This window comes from Burkholderia sp. SRS-W-2-2016 (genome assembly GCF_001931485.1).
In the GTDB taxonomy this organism is placed as follows: domain Bacteria; phylum Pseudomonadota; class Gammaproteobacteria; order Burkholderiales; family Burkholderiaceae; genus Paraburkholderia.
The window spans coordinates 82,308-99,308 of sequence record NZ_MSDV01000042.1 but is presented as its reverse complement, the minus strand read 5'-3'; the positions used below and the strand labels follow the sequence as shown (position 1 = coordinate 99,308).

Here is a 17,001-nt window from a genome sequence, read left to right as displayed (position 1 = left end):
TGCCCGGCGCCCAACTGGTGCATACTTGCCGCAAAATCCCGCGTCTGAAACCTTCTCCCCTCCATGTCCGAACAGTTTTCGCCGCAAGTGGCGCTCGAAGTGCCGATCGTCTTCGTCGACCTTGAAACGACCGGCGGCTCCACGAGCGAGCATCGCATTACCGAGATCGGTGTCGTCGAGGTCGGGCCGGCCGGCGTGTCGCGCTGGAGCAGTCTGATCGACCCGCAGCAGCCGATTCCGTCGTTCATCCAGCAGCTCACCGGCATCACCAACGAGATGGTGCGCGGCGCGCCGACCTTCGACGCGGTCGCGCCGGCGCTGCTCGAGCGTCTGAAAGGCAAACTGTTTGTCGCGCACAACGCGAGTTTCGATCGCGGCTTCCTGCGTAGCGAATTTCGCCGCGTCGGACTCGCGTTCGACCCGGACGTGCTCTGCACGGTGCGACTGTCGCGCGCGCTGTTTCCGGCTGAAAAGCGCCACGGCCTCGACGCGCTCGTCGAACGTCACGCGCTGGTGCCGTCCGACCGCCACCGCGCGCTCGCCGACGCCGATCTGATCTGGCAGTTCTGGCAGCGTTTGCCCACGCTCGTGCCGCTCGATGCGCTGCGTGCGCAGATCGAGCGCACCACGCGGCGCTACCGGCTGGCCGGGGACATCACCGAAGATCTGCTCGATACCGCGCCGGCGGGCTGCGGCGTGTATGTGTTCTATGGAGAAAACGACGCGCCTCTCTATGTCGGGCGCAGCGTGCGGGTGCGGCAGCGGCTGCGCGCGCATCTGAGCGGCGAGCGGCGCTCGTCGAAGGACATGAGGCTCGCGCAGCAGATCCGGCGCGTCGAGTGGCGCGCGACCGGTGGCGAACTCGGCGCGATGCTCGCCGAGGCGCAGTGGATCGCGACGTTGCGGCCGGGGCAGAACCGGCTGCCGCGCGTGACGAAGAGCGACCCCGCGGACGCACCGTGGCCGTTCGGCGGCCCGATCGTATTCGAGGAGCGCGAGGAAGCGCAGCGCGTGTTTCATGTGGTCGATCGCTGGCGCTATCTCGGCCATGCGCCGTCACTCGGCGAGGCCGCGCTGCTGCACGGGAGCGCACTCGCGGGCGCGTTCGAGCTGGCGACCTACCGGATCCTGCAGAGCCATCTCGCGCGCGGGCTGCGCGTGATGCCGCTGAATGTATCGACCGATACCCCCGAGTCCAGTCTCGCTGTTTGAGCGGCGCCGGCGCGCGCCCGCGCCTTTGATGCCGACCGGCTCGGCAACCTTGCCTAGCCGGTCGCGCCCACCCCGCCTGTTTCGCACACGTGACCGAGCGCATGCGTCAACGCGCTCGAATGCACGGCGTCATAGCGCGTCAGCGATTTCCAGTTAGCCAGCGATTGCGCGACGCGCGACGGACAATCGTCCGCCGTGCGCAGCGGTTGCACGCGCGCGAGACCGGCCACCAGCGCTTGCGTGAGCTTGTCGAGCTGCGGTCTCGTGGAGGTGGCCAGATCGGGCGCGGGGCCCTGCGGCGGCTGCCCGCTGCGCCAGTTCGCGAACAATGCGTTCTGTACTTCCTTGCTCGCATCGATCTGATCCTGGAAGAACGCGCGCGCGAAAGCCGGATCGACGTTCGCGGCGGCGGCGCGCTTTTCGACATCGACGAGCAGCGCGTTTTCCCGCGGCGTATCGGTGATCGCCTGGTGATTCGCCCACTTCCAGCGCGCGACCGGCTCCGCGAGCGCGAGGCGCTGCGAAACCAGTGCGATCAGATTGGTGAGCGCGGTGTCGCCGCCATCGGCGTGAGCGGGCGAGAACGGGAAGGCGGCGGCGAGAGCGAGCGCGCAGGACGCTGCGAAGCGATACGAACGATTCATGGCGTGAACGTGGCCGGGCGGCCGCTGACGGAAAAACCAGAAGGATAAATGATGCCCGGCAAACGGCGTGAACCGCATCGGAGGGGGGGGTGGGATGCGCGGCGCAGGAGAGGGACGCGCGCAACCAGGCGCTCGGGCCGAATGACCCAGCGCCGCGGGACGATCAGACGAGCCGGTCCGCGGTCACGACATCTGCGTCGGACGCATTAAAAGGGCGCGAGCGTGTATCGCGCGGTTGTTGCACGTGCGCGAATGCTGCGGCGCGCCACTGCCCCGTTACTTCGGATCGCACGACTTGCGTTGTTCGTCGAAAAATGCGCGAACGTGCTCCGGCAGTTCGGCACCCAGAAACTCGACGGCCACGGGTTCCGGATCCGGGTAAAAGACTTTATCCGGGGTCGGAATCTTCGGTGGTTTGGCATCCATGATCTTTCTCCTTTACAAACCGATTATCTGCCTCGGTCCCCGCATCGCACCAGTGTCCGATGCAAGTCACTCACTCTCTGTTGCTTTAACGGCACAAGCCAACACTAAAACAGACTGTTTGAATAAAATTTATCGTCTGGCCAGTGCACGCGTTTCTCCGCTCCTGCTTCGCCAGACCTTCAATCCCATCCTTCCGTTGTCCGTTACTGCCCTTCCCACGGCTGTTTCCAGCGCTTTCGGCGCGAACGCCGGCCGCCGTTGCCGCGCTGCGATTAAGCGTTTTCCATGAATAATTCATGACACAATTGTGCGTCGCCGCATCGGCAGAATTTCCCGCGCTGGGAATGAACGTTCGTTAATTGCCGATCAAACGATTCACGCCTCATTTTTTGTAAACGGCAGATGCCGGCTTACGTTGACGGGTCGAACAATATTTAATGATTTTCGTCGCTAATTAACCGTCTGACAGTTGGCTGGCAAACTCATTTCCGCATTTTTGTGCCAAAACCTCCTCATCGGATGACAGACCTTTTGGCGCGCGCCGGGCTGCCGATGATTCAAACAGTCACGCGTTGTCCGATGCATCCCACGGCTCGTCAGGCTCGTCGCCCGGTATTGCGTGGAAGGTTGGTGCGTTAGCGCATACAGGCGAGGCTGGGTCGGCCTATACGATGTACGGTGTCGAGTCGCACGCGGTCGCTGTTTTCATCCCGGCGCTCCCCGGCGACAACGACGCGGATCAATCGGCACACAGCCGGCTGCAAAGCGGTGGCAGCGAAGGATCGGACCGGCGCCGCAACACCGTTGCATCAATATCTATTTTGCTTGCCCATGAGCCGCGCAATCGCGCGGCCGGACCAGTTTGCGTGGCACCGCTTCGTGTGCTCACCTGCGTTATCGCCCGGGGAATTCATGCAAAAGATCAACAACCTGACCGGCCTGCGCGCGTTCGCCGCGCTGCTCGTGGTGATCCATCACTTTGCCGACAACGAAGGCGTGCTGCCGCTCGGCATCGTGCGTCTGGTCGATAACTGGGTGTGGGGCGTCGACATCTTCTTCGTGCTGAGCGGCTTCATCCTCGCCTATACCTATCTGCCGTCGCGCAGCGTCGCGTTCGGTTGGGCCGATTACCGCTCGTTCATCGTCAAGCGCTTCGCGCGCGTCTATCCGCTGCACCTGCTGACGTTCCTGCTGTTCGTCGGACTCTGGTTCGCCGCGAAGCGGGTGGGGCACGAGTTCGCGCATAACGAGGTGGACTACACCGCGCGCACCGCGCTCGAAAACGTGCTGCTCGTTCACGCGTGGGGGCTCGACAAGAAGCTCAGCTGGAATTTCGTGTCCTGGTCGATCAGCGCCGAATGGTTCGCTTATCTGTTTGTGTTTCCGCTCTGCGCGAAACTGCTGAGCCGGGTTTCGCGACTGAGCTGCGGCGTGATCGTCGCGATCAGCTGGGTGCTGCTGTGCGTGTACTGCTTCATTTACAACGACGGCGATCTCGGCCTGACCACTTTCGGCGCGCTGCGGATCGTCCCGCAGTTTCTCGCCGGCTACTGGCTGTTCCGGCTGCTGAAGACGTGGCAGCCGGGCGACCTCGTGATGTGCTTCGGCCTCGTCGCGCTGCTGGTGCTGATGTCTGTGTCGACGACCTTGCCGTTCCTGCTGCTGCCGCTGATCCTGCTGGTGATCGCGGGCCTCGCGAAGGGCGGGGCGATCGGCAATGCGCTGTTCGGCAACCGGGTCGCGGTGTTTCTCGGCGAGATCTCGTTCTCGATCTATCTGATCCACCCGATCCTGCAGATCGCGTGTAACCAGGTCGTGAGAAAGCTGCATATGCCGGAGAGCCCGCTCGTCGCGTCGCTGATTCTGCTCGCCGAGCTGGGCGTGGTGGTGGCGGGCGGCGCGCTCGGCTATTTCCTCGTCGAGGTGCCGGCCCGTCGCGCGATCATCGCGAGAGCGCAGGCGTTGCGTAACCGGGATGCGGAGCAGGCGCCGCTCAATCCGCCGGCGGCCGCGACCTGAGCGGCGAAGCGAGAGGGGAGACCGCGCAACGCGCGGGAGCCGGAAAACAAAAAGCCCAGTCACGAGGACTGGGCTTTTTGCTTGAAACTTGATGGTGCCGGAAAGAGGAATCGAACCCCCGACCTTCGCATTACGAATGCGCTGCTCTACCGTCTGAGCTATTCCGGCATCAGGAGAAACGAGATTATAGGGACTACTTTGCTGACTTGGCAAGCCCCTACGCTCATTTTTTTATTTTCAGATCACTTCTTCGCTTCGAGGTGATAGCGGGTCACGCGATCGACCTCGTTCTTCGAGCCGAGGAACACCGCGACGCGTTCGTGCAGGCTCTTCGGCTGGATATCGAGGATGCGCTTTTCGCCGTTGGTCGCCGCGCCGCCCGCCTGCTCGACGATGAACGCCATCGGATTCGCTTCGTACATCAGACGCAGCTTGCCCGGCTTCTCGGGCGTGCGCTTGTCGGCCGGGTACATGAACACGCCGCCGCGGTTCAGGATACGGTGCACGTCGGCGACCATCGACGCGATCCAGCGCATATTGAAGTCGGCCTGACGCGGACCTTCCTTGCCGGCCTTCAGCTCGCCGATGTACTGCTGGACCGGCGCATACCAGTGACGCTCGTTCGACGCGTTGATCGCGTACTCGCGCGTTTCGACCGGAATGCGCATATCGCTTTGCGTGAGCACCCACGAGCCGAGCTCGCGATCGAGCGTGAAGCAGTTCACGCCGTTGCCGGTGGTCAGCACCAGCACGGTCTGCGGGCCGTACACCGCGTAGCCGGCGGCGACCTGCTGGGTGCCCGGCTGCAGGAACGACTGCTCGGTCGGCTGATGGCCGTCCGGGCAGCGCAGCACCGAGAAGATCGTGCCGATCGACACGTTGACGTCGATGTTCGACGAGCCGTCGAGCGGATCGAACACCAGCAGGTATTCGCCCTTCGGGTAGTTGGCGGGGATCGGGAAGAACTGTTCCATTTCCTCCGATGCCATGCCGGCGAGGTTGCCGCCCCATTCGTTCGCTTCGAGCAGGATTTCGTTCGACAGGATGTCGAGCTTCTTCTGCACTTCGCCCTGCACGTTCTCGCTGCCGGCCGAGCCGAGCGCATCGCCGAGCGCGCCTTTGCTGACGTGATAGCTGATCGCCTTGCACGCGCGCGCGACAACTTCGATCAACAGGCGCAGGTCGGCGGGCAGGTTATTGGTCTCACGCTGCTGCTCGATCAGGTACTTCGAGAGAGTGGTACGACGTTGCAAAGACATTGCTGTACTCCGGGAAGGCACAAAGAATATTGGGATTTTAACCGCTCGCCGGGCCGGTTCCGTGCTTTTGGCCGCGCACGAAAAAAAGCCGGCAACCCGTGCCGGCTTTCGTTACCCCTCAGGGGAGTCTTAGCCCAACGCCTTCTCGACGATCTCACGGACGTCGCGCGATTTCACCTGCGCGGCGACCTTCTCGAGCGCCGCGCGCATCCGGTCGCGCAGCGCCGGCGTGAAGCGGCGCCACAGTTCGAGCGAACGCGCGAGGCGGGCGGCCACCTGCGGATTGAGCGCGTCGAGCGCGATCACCTGCTCGGCCCAGAACGCGTAGCCCGAGCCGTCTTCGGCGTGGAACTGCGCGGGGTTCGCCGCGCAGAAGCTGAAGATCAGCGAACGCGCGCGATTCGGGTTCTTCAGGTTGAACGCCGGATGCGCCATCAGCTTGCGCACCGTATCGATCACCGGCTGCCGCGCGCTGCCGCGCTGGGTGGCCTGCAATGCGAACCACTTGTCGATCACCAGCGGCTCTTTCTCGAAGCGCAGATAGAAATCCTCGAGCGCATGCTGCGCCTCCGGGCTGCCGCCTTGCTGCGCCGCCGCGTTGAGCAGCGCGGACAGCGCCGCCGCGCGATCGGTCATGTTGTTGGCCGCTTCGTATTGCGCGGCCGCGAGACGCACCGCCTCGGCGGGTTCGTCGAGTTCGGTCAGATACGACAGTGCGAGATTCTTCAACGCGCGATGGCCGGCCGCCTCCGGGGTCGCTTCATAGCCGCCCGGTGTGCGATGCTGGTCGTAGACCTTGAACCAGTCGTCCTTCAGCGCATTGGCCAGACGCTTGCGCACGAACTGCCGCGCCGCGTGCACCGCCGCCGGATTCGACTCGGCCATCTGCTCGGCCAGATACGCTTCGGACGGCAGCATCAGCGCGAGTTCGCGGAACGCCGGCGACAGCGTCTCGTCGGTCAGCACGCGCGCGAACGCGGCGACCACCGAGTCGTCGAGTTGCAGCGCTGCGCCCTTGGCCGCGCGCGCGGCGAGCGCGAGCAGCTCGCGGGTCGCGAGCCGTTGGCCGGCTTCCCAGCGGTTGAACGGATCGCTGTCGTGCGCAAGCAGAAACGCGAGCTGCTCGGCGCTGTAGTCGTATTCGACGATCACCGGCGCCGAGAAATTGCGCAGCAGCGACGGCAGCGGTTCCTGCGCGACGTTGACGAACGTGAAGGTCTGTTCGGTCTGCGTGAATTCGAGCACGCGGGTGGTCGACGCGGATGCCTGCGCGTCGCCGTCGAGTTGCAGCGGCAGATCCTGCCCGTCCTTGCCGATCAGGCCGATCGCGAACGGAATCAGCAGCGGACCCTTTTGGGTTTCGCGCGCGGCCGGCGCGCCGTCCCCGTAACCCTGGCGCAGCGTCACGCTGTAGCGGCGCTGCGCTGCGTCGTAACGGGTGCGCACCGACACGCGCGGGGTGCCGGCCTGGCTATACCAGCGCTCGAACTGCGCGAGGTCGCGGCCATTCGCGTCGGCGAGCGCGTGACGGAAGTCGTCGCAGGTCACCGCCTGGCCGTCGTGGCGCTCGAAATACAGGTCCATGCCCTTGCGGAAGCCGTCGCGGCCGAACAGCGTCTGATACATCCGCACGACTTCCGAACCCTTCTCGTAGACGGTCATCGTGTAGAAGTTGTTGATCTCGACGTAGCTCTCCGGGCGTACCGGATGCGCCATCGGACCCGCGTCCTCGGCGAACTGCATCTGCCGCAGCACCCGCACGTCCTCGATGCGCTTGGTCGCGCGCGCCGCTTCGTTGCTGGCGGCGCTGTCGCCGGCGGCCATGTCGGCCGAGAATTCCTGATCGCGGAACACCGTCAGGCCTTCCTTCAGGCTCAGCTGGAACCAGTCGCGGCAGGTCACGCGGTTGCCGGTCCAGTTGTGGAAGTACTCGTGGCCGACCACCGCCTCGATGTTCGCGAAGTCGGTGTCGGTCGCGGTCTCGGGGTTCGCCAGCACGTACTTCGTGTTGAAGATGTTGAGCCCCTTGTTCTCCATCGCGCCCATGTTGAAGTCGCTGACCGCGACGATCATGAAGCGGTCCAGGTCGAGTTCGAGGCCGAAGCGCTGCTCGTCCCAGTGGATCGAATGGATCAGCGAGTCCATCGCGTGACGGGTCTTGTCCAGATCGTGCGGCTCGACCCACACCTGCAGCAGCTTTTCCTTGCCCGAACTGGTGGTCACGCGTTCCTCGAGCGCGACCAGCTTGCCGGCGACCAGCGCGAACAGATAGCTCGGCTTCTTGAACGGATCTTCCCAGCGCGCGAAATGACGGCCGTCGGGCAGATCGCCTTCTTCGAGCAGGTTGCCGTTCGACAGCAGCACCGGATAGTCGGCCTTGCTCGCGCGCAGCGTGACCGTGAAGCTCGCCATCACGTCGGGGCGGTCGAGGAAGTAGGTGATGCGGCGAAAGCCCTCGGCCTCGCACTGCGTGAAGAAGTTGCCGCTCGATACGTACAGCCCCGACAGCGTGGTGTTCTGCGCCGGGTTGCAGATGCTGGTGAGAGTCAGCTCGAAGCTGTCCGGCACGTTGTCGAGCGAGAGCCCATGCTCGTGCGGATGCACGTTCGCGAACGGCTTGCCGTCGATCTCGGCGCTGACGAATTCGAGCTGTTCGCCCATCAGTTCGAGGTGCGCGGCGCGCGCGGCGTCCGGGTTGCGGCGCAACTGCATCGTATTCCTGACGACCGTGCGTTCGGGGACCAGATCGAACTCCAGCGCGACGGTGTCGATCAGGAAGGCGGGCGGCGCGTAGTCGGCGCGGCGGATCACATTGGGCGTTTCGGTATCGGCCATGGCGTTCTGTGGTGGAGGATTCGAGCGGCCGCGCGCGAAGGGCGCGCGAGCCGGGCTTGTCGAGCCATTGTACAAAGGCTCGGGCGATCGTGCGGAAGGGGAAAGGCGCCGCCGGAAGAACCTTTTACCGGCTTGGGCGGTCAGCGTATTATCGGGCGCCGCGCGTGGCGGCCGGTGCGCGGCGTAGGGCTCGGCGAGGCTTGCCGGGTAAAGGGCCGCCGCGCATCCGCCGATGGAATAAACGCAACATACGTTTAACCGAAGCCATCCGAGGCTTCACGAGGTAGACCATGAACATCGATCGATGGACCCGCCGCATCGCGCTGACGTTCGTCGCGCTGACGGTGCTGCTGTCCGGCTGCACGACCTACGTGACGACCCAGGTCACCGCGTTCTCGGCGTGGAGCGGCAGCGACGCGACCCGCACCTACGCGTTCACGCGCCACGACGATCAGCAGAACAACCTCGAATTGAGCGCGTACGAGCGGATCGTCGCGAACGAGCTTGCGCTGCATGCGTTCCGCGAAGTCGAGCGCGCGCAGGCGCGCTATCTGGTCGAACTCGCCTATGGGATCCGCTCGGATATCGTGACGGTCGCCGAGCCGGTCTACTACAACCCGTGGCCCGGTCCGTACTGGGGCCGCCCGTTCGATCCGTGGGGCCCGTGGGGGCCGTTTCCGGCGACCTACGTGAATCAGAGCTATCCGGTGTTCACGCATCTGCTCGGGATCCGCATCACCGAGCGCGCGAGCGGCAAGGAGGTCTATAACGTGACCGCGCGTAATTTCGGCGGCGAGTCGTCGCTGGTGCGCGCGATGCCTTATCTCGCGCGCAGCGCGTTATCCGATTTCCCGCTCGCCAACGGCGCCGTGCATACGGTGAAGATTCCGTTGGGCGGGAGCGGCGGGGCGGCCGCGAACGAGGTGTCGCTGCCGGCGGCGGGCGCGTCGGCGCCGGCAGCGGCAACGGCGCCGAAGGCGCCGCAGTAGAGCCGCAGTAGAGCCGCAGTAGAGCCGCAGTAGAGCCGCAGTAGAGCCGCAGTAGAGCCGCAGTAGAGCCGCCCCGCGCCGCTTAAACGCCGACGCCGAACAGCGCCATCGCGCCGAGCACGACGAACATCACCGCCGCGATGCCGTGCACGAGCCTGGTCGGCAGACGATGCGCGAAGCGGTCGCCGAGCAGGATCGCCGGCACGTTCGCGATCATCATGCCGAGCGTCGTACCCGCGACCACGCCGAAGAAGTCGTGAAAGCGCGCGGCCAGCGCGACCGTCGCGATCTGCGTCTTGTCGCCCATCTCGGCAAGGAAGAAGGTGACGACCGTGGTGCCGAACACGCCCAGATGCGAACGGCTGGTGTTGGCTTCCTCGTCGTCGAGCTTGTCGGGCACGAGGATCCACAAGCCCATGCCGATGAACGACACGGCCAGCGCCCAGCGCATGACGGTCGGTGTCAGCATGGAGCCGAGCCACGCGCCGAGCGCGCCGGCGCCCGCGTGATTGATCAGCGTCGCCGCGAGCACGCCGAGAATGATCGGCAGCGGCTTGCGATAGCGCGCGGCCAGCACGAGCGACAGCAATTGCGTCTTGTCGCCGATCTCGGCGAGCGCGACCGCACCGGTCGAAATAAGAAAAGCTTGAGTCACTTTGAATGATCCTCGGGCCAGATGTGAACGAGCGACGACCCACGACACGCCGGGCCCTGTTGCGGCGCGTGTGGATCATCGGTCTCGCCAGGCCAGAGGCTGCGTCTGCCATGGCCGTGACGGCCAAGTCTGTTGACAGGCGCCCCCGCGTAGCACCGCTGCAACGCACCGGCAAAAACGCGGTGCGGACGGTTCGCGGGGCGGCTACTCCCCAATGAGGGGCGGAGTATAGCAGGCCCGCGCACGCGGTTGCCGCCAATGTTGCGCGGACGATGCGGCGGCGCTCATCAGGCGTCGTCGGGTTTGTAAGTCGAAAGTCGAATGAAAGTTTTTGCGAAAAACGCGCAAACGTTTCGGCGTCCCACAAACGCGGAAAATCGTTGCAAAAATACTCGGAACGCATGCGCGACAAAACCGGCAAGCGCGCCCGAAACCCCGCTCCACCCGCGCTCGCGCGCGCCTTTGTCAATTTGTCTGACAAAGTGTTGCTTAAATCGCGCGGATACAGATAGATACGTCTTTTGTGGCTGATTTAATCCACAATATTCAGTATTATTCGGGCCACAAAAGGAGCCGCGGCGATCATCAGACTAATGGTCGACGGCGCCTGAATAATCGGGGCCATGTGCCGATAATCCTGAATTGAATTCCCCATCAAGAAGACGCTCGTCTCCGGCTGGATTGTCCCGCTGCTGCCGGCGCCGTTCGTTGTCACGGCGGCATCTTCCGCCAGGCGCCCGAGCCTCTTCCTGTTTTACGCGCGAATACCGTATGCCCGATCTGCACTGGACCATTCCGGTCGGTCGCTGGTCTAGCTGGCCGGCTACCGCATCTGCCGCACCCGACATCGGCTTTATCGAGCCGATCGTGCGGCGGCGTCTCAGCACGCTGTCCAAGGTGGCGCTCAAGGTCGCGCACGACTGTGTCGCGGCCGAGCCGGTGCGGGTGGTGTTCGCGTCGCGGCACGGCGAGTTGCGCCGCACCACCGATATCCTGCGTTCGATCAGCGCCGGCGAACCGGTATCGCCGACCGCGTTCAGCCTGTCGGTACTGAACGCGATGACCGGCGTGTTCGGCATCGCGCGCGGCGACCGTTCCGCGGCCAGCGCGGTGTCGGCGGGCGCCGAGACGCTCGGTTATGCGCTGCTCGAAGCGTACGCGCAATATCAGACCCGGGCGGATGAGCCGGTGCTGCTGGTGTACGCGGACGAACCGGCCGATCTCGCGTACGGCACGATCGAAGACGAAGTGCAGGGCGGCGCGCTCGCGCTGTTGATCGACGCGGCGGCCCCGGCCGGGCAGCTGCTGTGTTCGCTGACGCAGGCGCGCGAGGTTTCCGCCGCGCCGGCTCACGCAACCAGCTTCCCGACCCAGAGTCAGGCGCTGCTGCACTGCCTCGAAACCGGCCAGCCGGCCTGCTGGCAACGCGCCGGCGCGCGCTGGCACTGGAGCTGGGATGCGCGCGCGGCTTGATTACCTGTGGCGCTTCTGCGCGACCGGCCTCGCCTTCGCGGTGTTCGGCGTGTGCGGCGCGCTGTTCTCGGTGCTGGTGTTTCCGCTCGCATGGCTGTGGCCGCATCGCGCGTCTCGACAGCGCGCGGTGACCGCGGTGATCCACGTTTTTTTCCGCGCACTGGTCGCAGTGTTGCAGCGCATCGGCGTGATGGAACTGGACGTGCGAGGTGCCGACGCATTGCGCGCGGGCGGCCCGGCCGTGGTGGTCGCCAATCACCCGACCTATCTCGACGTGATGGTGCTGCTCGCGCTGACGCCGCGCGCCTGCTGCGTGGTGAAGAACGCGCATTGGCGCAATCCGTGTTTTTGGGGAATCGTCCGAGCCGCAGAGTATGTCAGCAACTCGGACGCGACAGAATTCGTCGATGCCGGGGCCAGACAACTCGCATCCGGCTATACGATGCTGATCTTTCCGGAAGGCACCCGCAGTCCGGCACCGAACCGCCTGCACGCGTTTTCGCGCGGCTTCGCGCACATGGCGCTGAAGACCGGCGCGCCGATCGTGCCGGTGCTGATCGATTGCGATCCACCCGCGTTCACCCGGCAGATGCGCTGGTACCACGTACCGGCGCGCGCGTTCCGCATGCGCGTGAACGTGCTCGAGCCGCTCGGCGTCGACGATCTCGCGGCAGCGGCCGCGACGCCGGCCATCGCGGCGCGCAGCGTCACGCATGCGGTCGAAGCCCACATTACCCAGCACCTGTTCGATTATGGATTCTTTAAAACTGGAAATTAAAAAGCTTCTGATCGAAGCCCTCGATCTCGAAGACCTGAGCCCCGCCGACATCGACGACGACGCGCCGTTGTTCGGTTCCGACGGCATCGGTCTCGACTCGATCGACGCGCTCGAGATCGGCATCGTGCTGCGCAAACAATACCAACTGACCATCGCGGCGAACGACGAACGCACGCGCGAGCACTTTCGCTCGATCAACACGCTTGCCGCGTTGGTCGAGAGTCAGCGCGCGGCGGCGCAGACCGCGAACGACACCACCAGGAAGGGGGAATGAACCGTGTCCGAGACTGAAATTCTTGAGCGCATCCGCGCGATCTTCAAGGAGAACTTCGCGATCGAGCCGGAGGCGGTGACGCCGGAAGCTCATCTGTTCGAAGACCTCGATCTCGACAGCATCGATGCGGTCGATCTGGCCATCAAGCTGCAGGAAATGACCGGCCGCCGCATCAAGCCGGAAGAGTTCAAATCCGTGCGTACCGTCGGCGACGTGATCGGCGCGGTCGAATCGCTGCTCGCGGCGCAAGGCTGATGCCGGCCGCGCGTCCGCGCTCGCCGCTGCCGGAGCCGCGTGCCGCCGCTGGCCGCGTGCCGGGCGCCCGGCCTCACTGGGGCAGGACCGTCGCGCAGGTGCTGCTGAAACTCGCCTATCCGGCGCTGATTCTATGCGCATGGCATTGGGACGCGCCGCGTCTGGTCGGTTTTTTGCTGCTGGCGACGCTGTGGCTGCAACGCTGGCTCGGCGGCGGCCCGCTCGCGATGCCGCTGCGCCAGCTGTCCGCGCTCGACTGGAGCGTCGTGGTGCTGCTGAGCTGCGCGTCGGTCGCGATCGTCGTCACCGATAGCGAGCTGCTGCTGCGCTTCTATCCCTCGCTCGTCAATCTCGGATTGCTGATCGCGTTCGGCGCGACGCTCGTGCGCGGACCGTCGATGATCGAAAAATTCGCGCGGCTCGGCGAGCCCGATCTGCCGGCGAGTGGCGTGCGCTATACGCGCCGCGTCACGCAACTGTGGTGTGGATTCTTCGTGCTGAACGGGCTCTTTTCCGCTTATACCGCGCTGGCCTGGAGCCGCGCGAACTGGTCGCTGTACAACGGCGTGATCGCTTACGGGCTGATCGGCGTGCTGCTCGCCGGCGAATATATCTGGCGACGGCTCGTCGTGTTGCCGCGCGCCGCGCGTGCGGGTTCGGAGGCGCGATGATCGCGTTGCACGATCTGCTGGTCGCCGCGCCCGGGCTCGCGCCCGCCGCTACGCCGGTGTGCCGCGACGGCGCCACGCTGCTCGATCGCGCGGCGTTTCGCGCGCGGGTCGCGGCGCTGATTGCGCTCGTCGAAGCGCGCGACGTGCTTGACGCTCGTGACGCAAGCGCCGCACGGCGCTGCGCGCTTTGCATCGACGATCCGTTCGACTTCGCGTGCGCGCTGTTCGCGTTGTTCGCGTGCGGCAAGGAGCCGGTGATTCCGGCCAACGCGACGCCCGGCTATCTCGCCGATCTCGCCGGCGCGTACGACTTCATGTTGAGCGACGCGGACCTGCCGCCGCTGTCCGCGGGGGCCGAAACCGCCGAAGCCACTCACGTCGCTACCGCCGCTAACGCCACTTATCCGATCGACCCCCAAGCGCCGCTCACGCTCTACACCTCAGGCAGCAGCGGCACGCCGAAGCCGATCCGCAAAACGCTCGCGCAATTCAACGCCGAGGTGCACACGCTGGAGACCCAGTGGGGCGCCTTGATCGGCGACGCGACGATGCTCGCGAGCGTCCCGCATCACCACATCTACGGTCTGCTGTTTCGCGTGCTGTGGCCGCTCGCGGCGGGCCGCGCGTTCGATCGCGCGCTCGGCATCGAGCCGTTGCAGCTGCAAAGCCGCATCGCGCAATGCGGCGCGACCGCGATCGTGTCGACTCCCGCGCAACTGTCGCGCTGGCCCGCGTTGCCGGGCTTCGCCGCGCTCGATCCGGCGCCGCGCGCGTTCTTCTCGTCGGGCGGTCCGCTCGCGGCCGACGCCGCGCAGCACTACGCGGCGAGCTACGGCGCCGCGCCGCTCGAAATTTACGGCAGCACCGAGACCGGCGGGATTGCGTGGCGCCGTCAGGACGAGGGCGACGCATGGCAGCCGGTCGCCGGCGCGGAAGTGCGCCGCGACGATGACGATGGCGCGCTGTGCGTGCGCTCGCCGCATCTGGACCACACGGACTGGCATCGCACCGGCGACCGCATCGCGTTCGACGCCGACGGCCGCTTCCGCCTGCAAGGGCGGCTCGACCGGGTGCTGAAGCTCGACGGCAAGCGCGTGTCGCTGCCCGAACTCGAAGCGCGGCTTGCGCTGCATCCGTACGTCGCGCAGGCGGCGCTGGTGTCGCTCGACGGTGCGTCGCGCGAACGGGTCGGCGCGGTGGTCGCGCTGACCGGCGCGGGCAGCGCGGCGCTGCTCGAAGACGGCCGCGTCGCGCTCGCGAAAGTGCTGCGCCGTCATCTCGCCGATTATTTCGATGCGGTGGTGCTGCCGCGCCACTGGCGGTTTCGCGTGAGCCTGCCATTCGACGCGCGCGGCAAGCTGCCGGCGAGCGCGGTGGCCGCCGCGTTCGCGCCGCGCGCCGAGGGCATGGAAGTGCTCGCCGAGGCGCGCAGCGGCGACACGCTGCAGATCGAGCTGCGCGTGCCGCCCACGTTGATCCATTTCGCCGGCCACTTCCCGGGGCTGCCGATTCTGCCGGGCGTCGTACAGGTCGACTGGGCCGCGCGGCTCGCGGCCGCGCATTGGCCGCGGGTGCGCGCGGTCGCATCGGTCGAGCGGCTCAAGTTCATGGCGCCGGTGCCGCCCGGCGCGGTGCTCAAACTCACGCTGACGCACGACGCCGCGCGCCGCCGCGTGCAGTTCGCGTACCGGCTGGACGGCCGCGACTGCGCATCGGGCGTGCTCGTGCAGCGGGAGGACGCGTGATGCGCTTCGCGCCGTGCATCGTGATTCCGATCTACAACCACAAGGACGCGATCGGCGCGACCGTCGCGCATCTGGCGGTGCATGCTCTGCCGCTGTTCGTCGTCGACGATGGCAGCGACGAGCCGACCCAGCAGGTGCTCGCCGCGCTCGCGCGGCAATACGCGGGACAGCTCACGCTGCTGCGCCTGCCGGAAAACGGCGGCAAGGGCGCGGCGGTGATGGCGGGTTTGCGCGCCGCGCGCGCGGCCGGCTACACGCACGCGTTGCAGATCGACGCCGACGGCCAGCACGACGCGGCCGACGTGCCGCGCTTTCTCGACGCCGCGCGCGCCGAACCGGGCGCGGTGATTCTCGGCCGGCCGGTCTATGACGACACGGTGCCGAAGTCGCGCCTGTATGGCCGCTATCTGACGCACGTGTGGGTGTGGATCGAAACGCTGTCGCTGACGATCCGCGATTCGATGTGCGGCTTCCGGCTCTATCCGCTGGCGCTCGTGTGCGAACTGATCGACAGCGTGCAGCTGCCGACGCGGATGGATTTCGACATCGAAATTCTGGTGCGCCTGCACTGGCGGCGCGCGGCGTTCCGCTCGATCCCGACGCGCGTGACCTACGCGTTTGATGGCGTATCGCATTTCGACGTGCTGTGGGACAACGTGCGGATCAGCCGCAGTCATACGCGGCTCGTGTTCGGGATGCTGTGGCGTCTGCCGATGCTGCTCGCGCACAAGCTGATGCCGCGGCGCGGGCTGAGCGCCGCCGATTCCGCCGATTCCTCTGGCGAGCAGGGCGCCCAGCCGCCCGAAGCGTGGTGGCGCATCGCCGAACGCGGCAGCCATCTCGGCATGAGTTTGCTCGCGCTCAGCTGCAAGCTGTTCGGCCGCCGCTTCACCGCGCTGTGGCTGCATCCGATCGTTGCGTATTTCCTGCTGACCGGCCGTGCCGCGCGCGACGCGTCGGCCAATTATTTCCGCCATCTCGGCACGGTCGCACCGTCCGGCGACACGCCGCGCCCCGGCTGGCTGTCCGCGTATCGCCATATGCTCGCGTTCGCGCAATCGGGCTTTGACAAGCTCGCCGCGTGGACCGGCCGCGTCAACGAAACCGACGTCAGCTTCGACGATCCTTCGGCCTTCGAAGCATTGATCGCGAGCGGCAAGGGCGCGCTCGTGATCGGCGCGCATCTCGGCAATCTGGAGATGGTCCGCGCGCTCGCGGTGCGCGGCGCGCACGCGAAGGTCACCGCGGTCGTCTACACCGAGCACGCGCGCCGCTTCAATCATGTGCTGGCAGCGTCGAATCGCGATTTCGCGCGACATCTGCTCGAAGTCGGCGACTTCGGTCCGCAGACCGCGGTGCTGATGCAGCAGCGCATCGATGCGGGCGAGTTGCTGGTGATCGTCGGCGACCGGGTGCCGGCCAACGAGGCGGGGCGCACCACCGACGCGCAGTTCCTCGGCGCGAGCGCGCCGTTCGCACAGGGGCCGTACGTGCTCGCGCATGCGCTCGGCTGCCCGGTCTACCTGTTCTTCTGCCTGAAAGAGCGCGACGGCTACCGGATGTACTTCGAGCCTTTCGCCGAGCGTATCGAGCTGCCGCGCCGCGAACGCGCGCAGCATCTGGCCGCGTGGACGCAGCGCTATGCGCTGCGGCTCGAACACTACTGCCGCAAGGCGCCGTATCAATGGTTCAACTTCTTCGACTTCTGGGCCGGTTCGAAGCGAGGCGCGAATGGCCGAACCTGACCCGCGCACGCGCGTCGTAAC

The 17,001-nt window shown here is 66.0% G+C and carries 15 protein-coding genes, 1 tRNA gene and 1 riboswitch; of the genes, 10 read left to right on the top strand and 6 right to left on the bottom strand.

Going from position 1 to position 17,001, the window contains the following annotated elements:
- The first annotated feature begins 63 nt into the window (after positions 1-63).
- A complete protein-coding gene (locus tag BTH42_RS18880; protein ID WP_075302166.1) occupies positions 64-1,212 on the top strand; it encodes an exonuclease domain-containing protein in 1,149 nt (382 codons plus the stop codon).
- Positions 1,213-1,265: 53 nt separating this feature from the next.
- On the opposite strand, the gene BTH42_RS18875 is transcribed toward BTH42_RS18880, so the two are convergent.
- Both BTH42_RS18875 and BTH42_RS35525 read right to left on the bottom strand, forming a co-directional pair.
- Entirely contained in the window at positions 1,266-1,856 is a 591-nt protein-coding gene (locus BTH42_RS18875; RefSeq protein ID WP_075302164.1) for a chorismate mutase, read from the bottom strand.
- A gap of 276 nt (positions 1,857-2,132) precedes the next feature.
- Positions 2,133-2,282, bottom strand: a complete 150-nt coding sequence (locus BTH42_RS35525; RefSeq protein ID WP_008921206.1) for a hypothetical protein — start codon at positions 2,280-2,282, stop codon at positions 2,133-2,135.
- Positions 2,283-3,194: 912 nt separating this feature from the next.
- Between BTH42_RS35525 and BTH42_RS18870 the strand changes: the two genes are divergently transcribed.
- Complete coding sequence (locus BTH42_RS18870; protein WP_075302162.1) at positions 3,195-4,301, top strand: acyltransferase; 1,107 nt, start codon at positions 3,195-3,197, stop codon at positions 4,299-4,301.
- A gap of 92 nt (positions 4,302-4,393) precedes the next feature.
- Here the strand turns inward: BTH42_RS18870 and BTH42_RS18865 are convergent.
- The 3 genes from BTH42_RS18865 to pepN form a co-directional block, all read right to left on the bottom strand.
- Positions 4,394-4,469 (bottom strand) — tRNA-Thr (locus BTH42_RS18865).
- Positions 4,470-4,543: 74 nt separating this feature from the next.
- The gene (locus BTH42_RS18860) at positions 4,544-5,560 is read right to left on the bottom strand and encodes a class 1 fructose-bisphosphatase (RefSeq protein ID WP_075302160.1); all 1,017 of its coding nucleotides are present in this window, start codon (positions 5,558-5,560) and stop codon (positions 4,544-4,546) included.
- Between the two features lie 129 nt (positions 5,561-5,689).
- Positions 5,690-8,395, bottom strand: coding sequence for an aminopeptidase N (pepN, locus tag BTH42_RS18855; protein ID WP_075302158.1), 2,706 nt, complete (start codon positions 8,393-8,395; stop codon positions 5,690-5,692).
- 290 nt (positions 8,396-8,685) lie between these two features.
- On the opposite strand from pepN, the gene BTH42_RS18850 reads away from it, so the two are divergent.
- A complete protein-coding gene (locus tag BTH42_RS18850; RefSeq protein ID WP_075302156.1) occupies positions 8,686-9,384 on the top strand; it encodes a DUF4136 domain-containing protein in 699 nt (232 codons plus the stop codon).
- Between the two features lie 82 nt (positions 9,385-9,466).
- On the opposite strand, the gene BTH42_RS18845 is transcribed toward BTH42_RS18850, so the two are convergent.
- A complete protein-coding gene (locus tag BTH42_RS18845; RefSeq protein ID WP_075302154.1) occupies positions 9,467-10,039 on the bottom strand; it encodes a TMEM165/GDT1 family protein in 573 nt (190 codons plus the stop codon).
- An 8-nt stretch (positions 10,040-10,047) separates the two neighbouring features.
- Positions 10,048-10,264, bottom strand: a riboswitch (yybP-ykoY riboswitch).
- 546 nt (positions 10,265-10,810) lie between these two features.
- On the opposite strand from BTH42_RS18845, the gene BTH42_RS18835 reads away from it, so the two are divergent.
- The 7 genes from BTH42_RS18835 to BTH42_RS18805 are packed head-to-tail and all read left to right on the top strand — an operon-like array spanning position 10,811 to position 16,980.
- Positions 10,811-11,512, top strand: coding sequence for a beta-ketoacyl synthase chain length factor (locus tag BTH42_RS18835; RefSeq protein ID WP_075302150.1), 702 nt, complete (start codon positions 10,811-10,813; stop codon positions 11,510-11,512).
- Positions 11,496-12,290, top strand: coding sequence for a 1-acyl-sn-glycerol-3-phosphate acyltransferase (locus BTH42_RS18830; protein WP_075302148.1), 795 nt, complete (start codon positions 11,496-11,498; stop codon positions 12,288-12,290). The genes BTH42_RS18835 and BTH42_RS18830 overlap by 17 nt, the downstream gene beginning before the upstream one ends.
- Complete coding sequence (locus BTH42_RS18825; protein ID WP_075302146.1) at positions 12,265-12,564, top strand: phosphopantetheine-binding protein; 300 nt, start codon at positions 12,265-12,267, stop codon at positions 12,562-12,564. Before BTH42_RS18830 ends, BTH42_RS18825 begins: the two co-directional genes overlap by 26 nt.
- A gap of 3 nt (positions 12,565-12,567) precedes the next feature.
- Positions 12,568-12,819, top strand: a complete 252-nt coding sequence (locus BTH42_RS18820) for an acyl carrier protein (RefSeq protein WP_075302144.1) — start codon at positions 12,568-12,570, stop codon at positions 12,817-12,819.
- The gene (locus BTH42_RS18815) at positions 12,819-13,490 is read left to right on the top strand and encodes a hypothetical protein (RefSeq protein WP_075302142.1); all 672 of its coding nucleotides are present in this window, start codon (positions 12,819-12,821) and stop codon (positions 13,488-13,490) included. The genes BTH42_RS18820 and BTH42_RS18815 overlap by 1 nt, the downstream gene beginning before the upstream one ends.
- Positions 13,487-15,235: an AMP-binding protein gene (locus BTH42_RS18810; protein ID WP_075302140.1), complete on the top strand. Its 1,749-nt coding sequence runs from the start codon at positions 13,487-13,489 to the stop codon at positions 15,233-15,235. The genes BTH42_RS18815 and BTH42_RS18810 overlap by 4 nt, the downstream gene beginning before the upstream one ends.
- Positions 15,235-16,980 carry a glycosyltransferase gene (locus tag BTH42_RS18805; RefSeq protein ID WP_075302138.1) on the top strand — a complete coding sequence of 582 codons (1,746 nt, stop codon included), beginning with the start codon at positions 15,235-15,237 and terminating at the stop codon, positions 16,978-16,980. The genes BTH42_RS18810 and BTH42_RS18805 overlap by 1 nt, the downstream gene beginning before the upstream one ends.
- Positions 16,981-17,001 lie beyond the last annotated feature (21 nt).

Coding starts and splice junctions, on each gene's coding strand:
- BTH42_RS18880 (WP_075302166.1), top strand. CDS start 64: ATGTCCGAACAGTTTTCGCCGCAAGTGGCGCTCGAAGTGCCGATCGTC.
- BTH42_RS18875 (WP_075302164.1), bottom strand. CDS start 1,856: ATGAATCGTTCGTATCGCTTCGCAGCGTCCTGCGCGCTCGCTCTCGCC.
- BTH42_RS35525 (WP_008921206.1), bottom strand. CDS start 2,282: ATGGATGCCAAACCACCGAAGATTCCGACCCCGGATAAAGTCTTTTAC.
- BTH42_RS18870 (WP_075302162.1), top strand. CDS start 3,195: ATGCAAAAGATCAACAACCTGACCGGCCTGCGCGCGTTCGCCGCGCTG.
- BTH42_RS18860 (WP_075302160.1), bottom strand. CDS start 5,560: ATGTCTTTGCAACGTCGTACCACTCTCTCGAAGTACCTGATCGAGCAG.
- pepN (WP_075302158.1), bottom strand. CDS start 8,395: ATGGCCGATACCGAAACGCCCAATGTGATCCGCCGCGCCGACTACGCG.
- BTH42_RS18850 (WP_075302156.1), top strand. CDS start 8,686: ATGAACATCGATCGATGGACCCGCCGCATCGCGCTGACGTTCGTCGCG.
- BTH42_RS18835 (WP_075302150.1), top strand. CDS start 10,811: ATGCCCGATCTGCACTGGACCATTCCGGTCGGTCGCTGGTCTAGCTGG.
- BTH42_RS18830 (WP_075302148.1), top strand. CDS start 11,496: ATGCGCGCGCGGCTTGATTACCTGTGGCGCTTCTGCGCGACCGGCCTC.
- BTH42_RS18825 (WP_075302146.1), top strand. CDS start 12,265: ATGGATTCTTTAAAACTGGAAATTAAAAAGCTTCTGATCGAAGCCCTC.
- BTH42_RS18815 (WP_075302142.1), top strand. CDS start 12,819: ATGCCGGCCGCGCGTCCGCGCTCGCCGCTGCCGGAGCCGCGTGCCGCC.
- BTH42_RS18810 (WP_075302140.1), top strand. CDS start 13,487: ATGATCGCGTTGCACGATCTGCTGGTCGCCGCGCCCGGGCTCGCGCCC.
- BTH42_RS18805 (WP_075302138.1), top strand. CDS start 15,235: ATGCGCTTCGCGCCGTGCATCGTGATTCCGATCTACAACCACAAGGAC.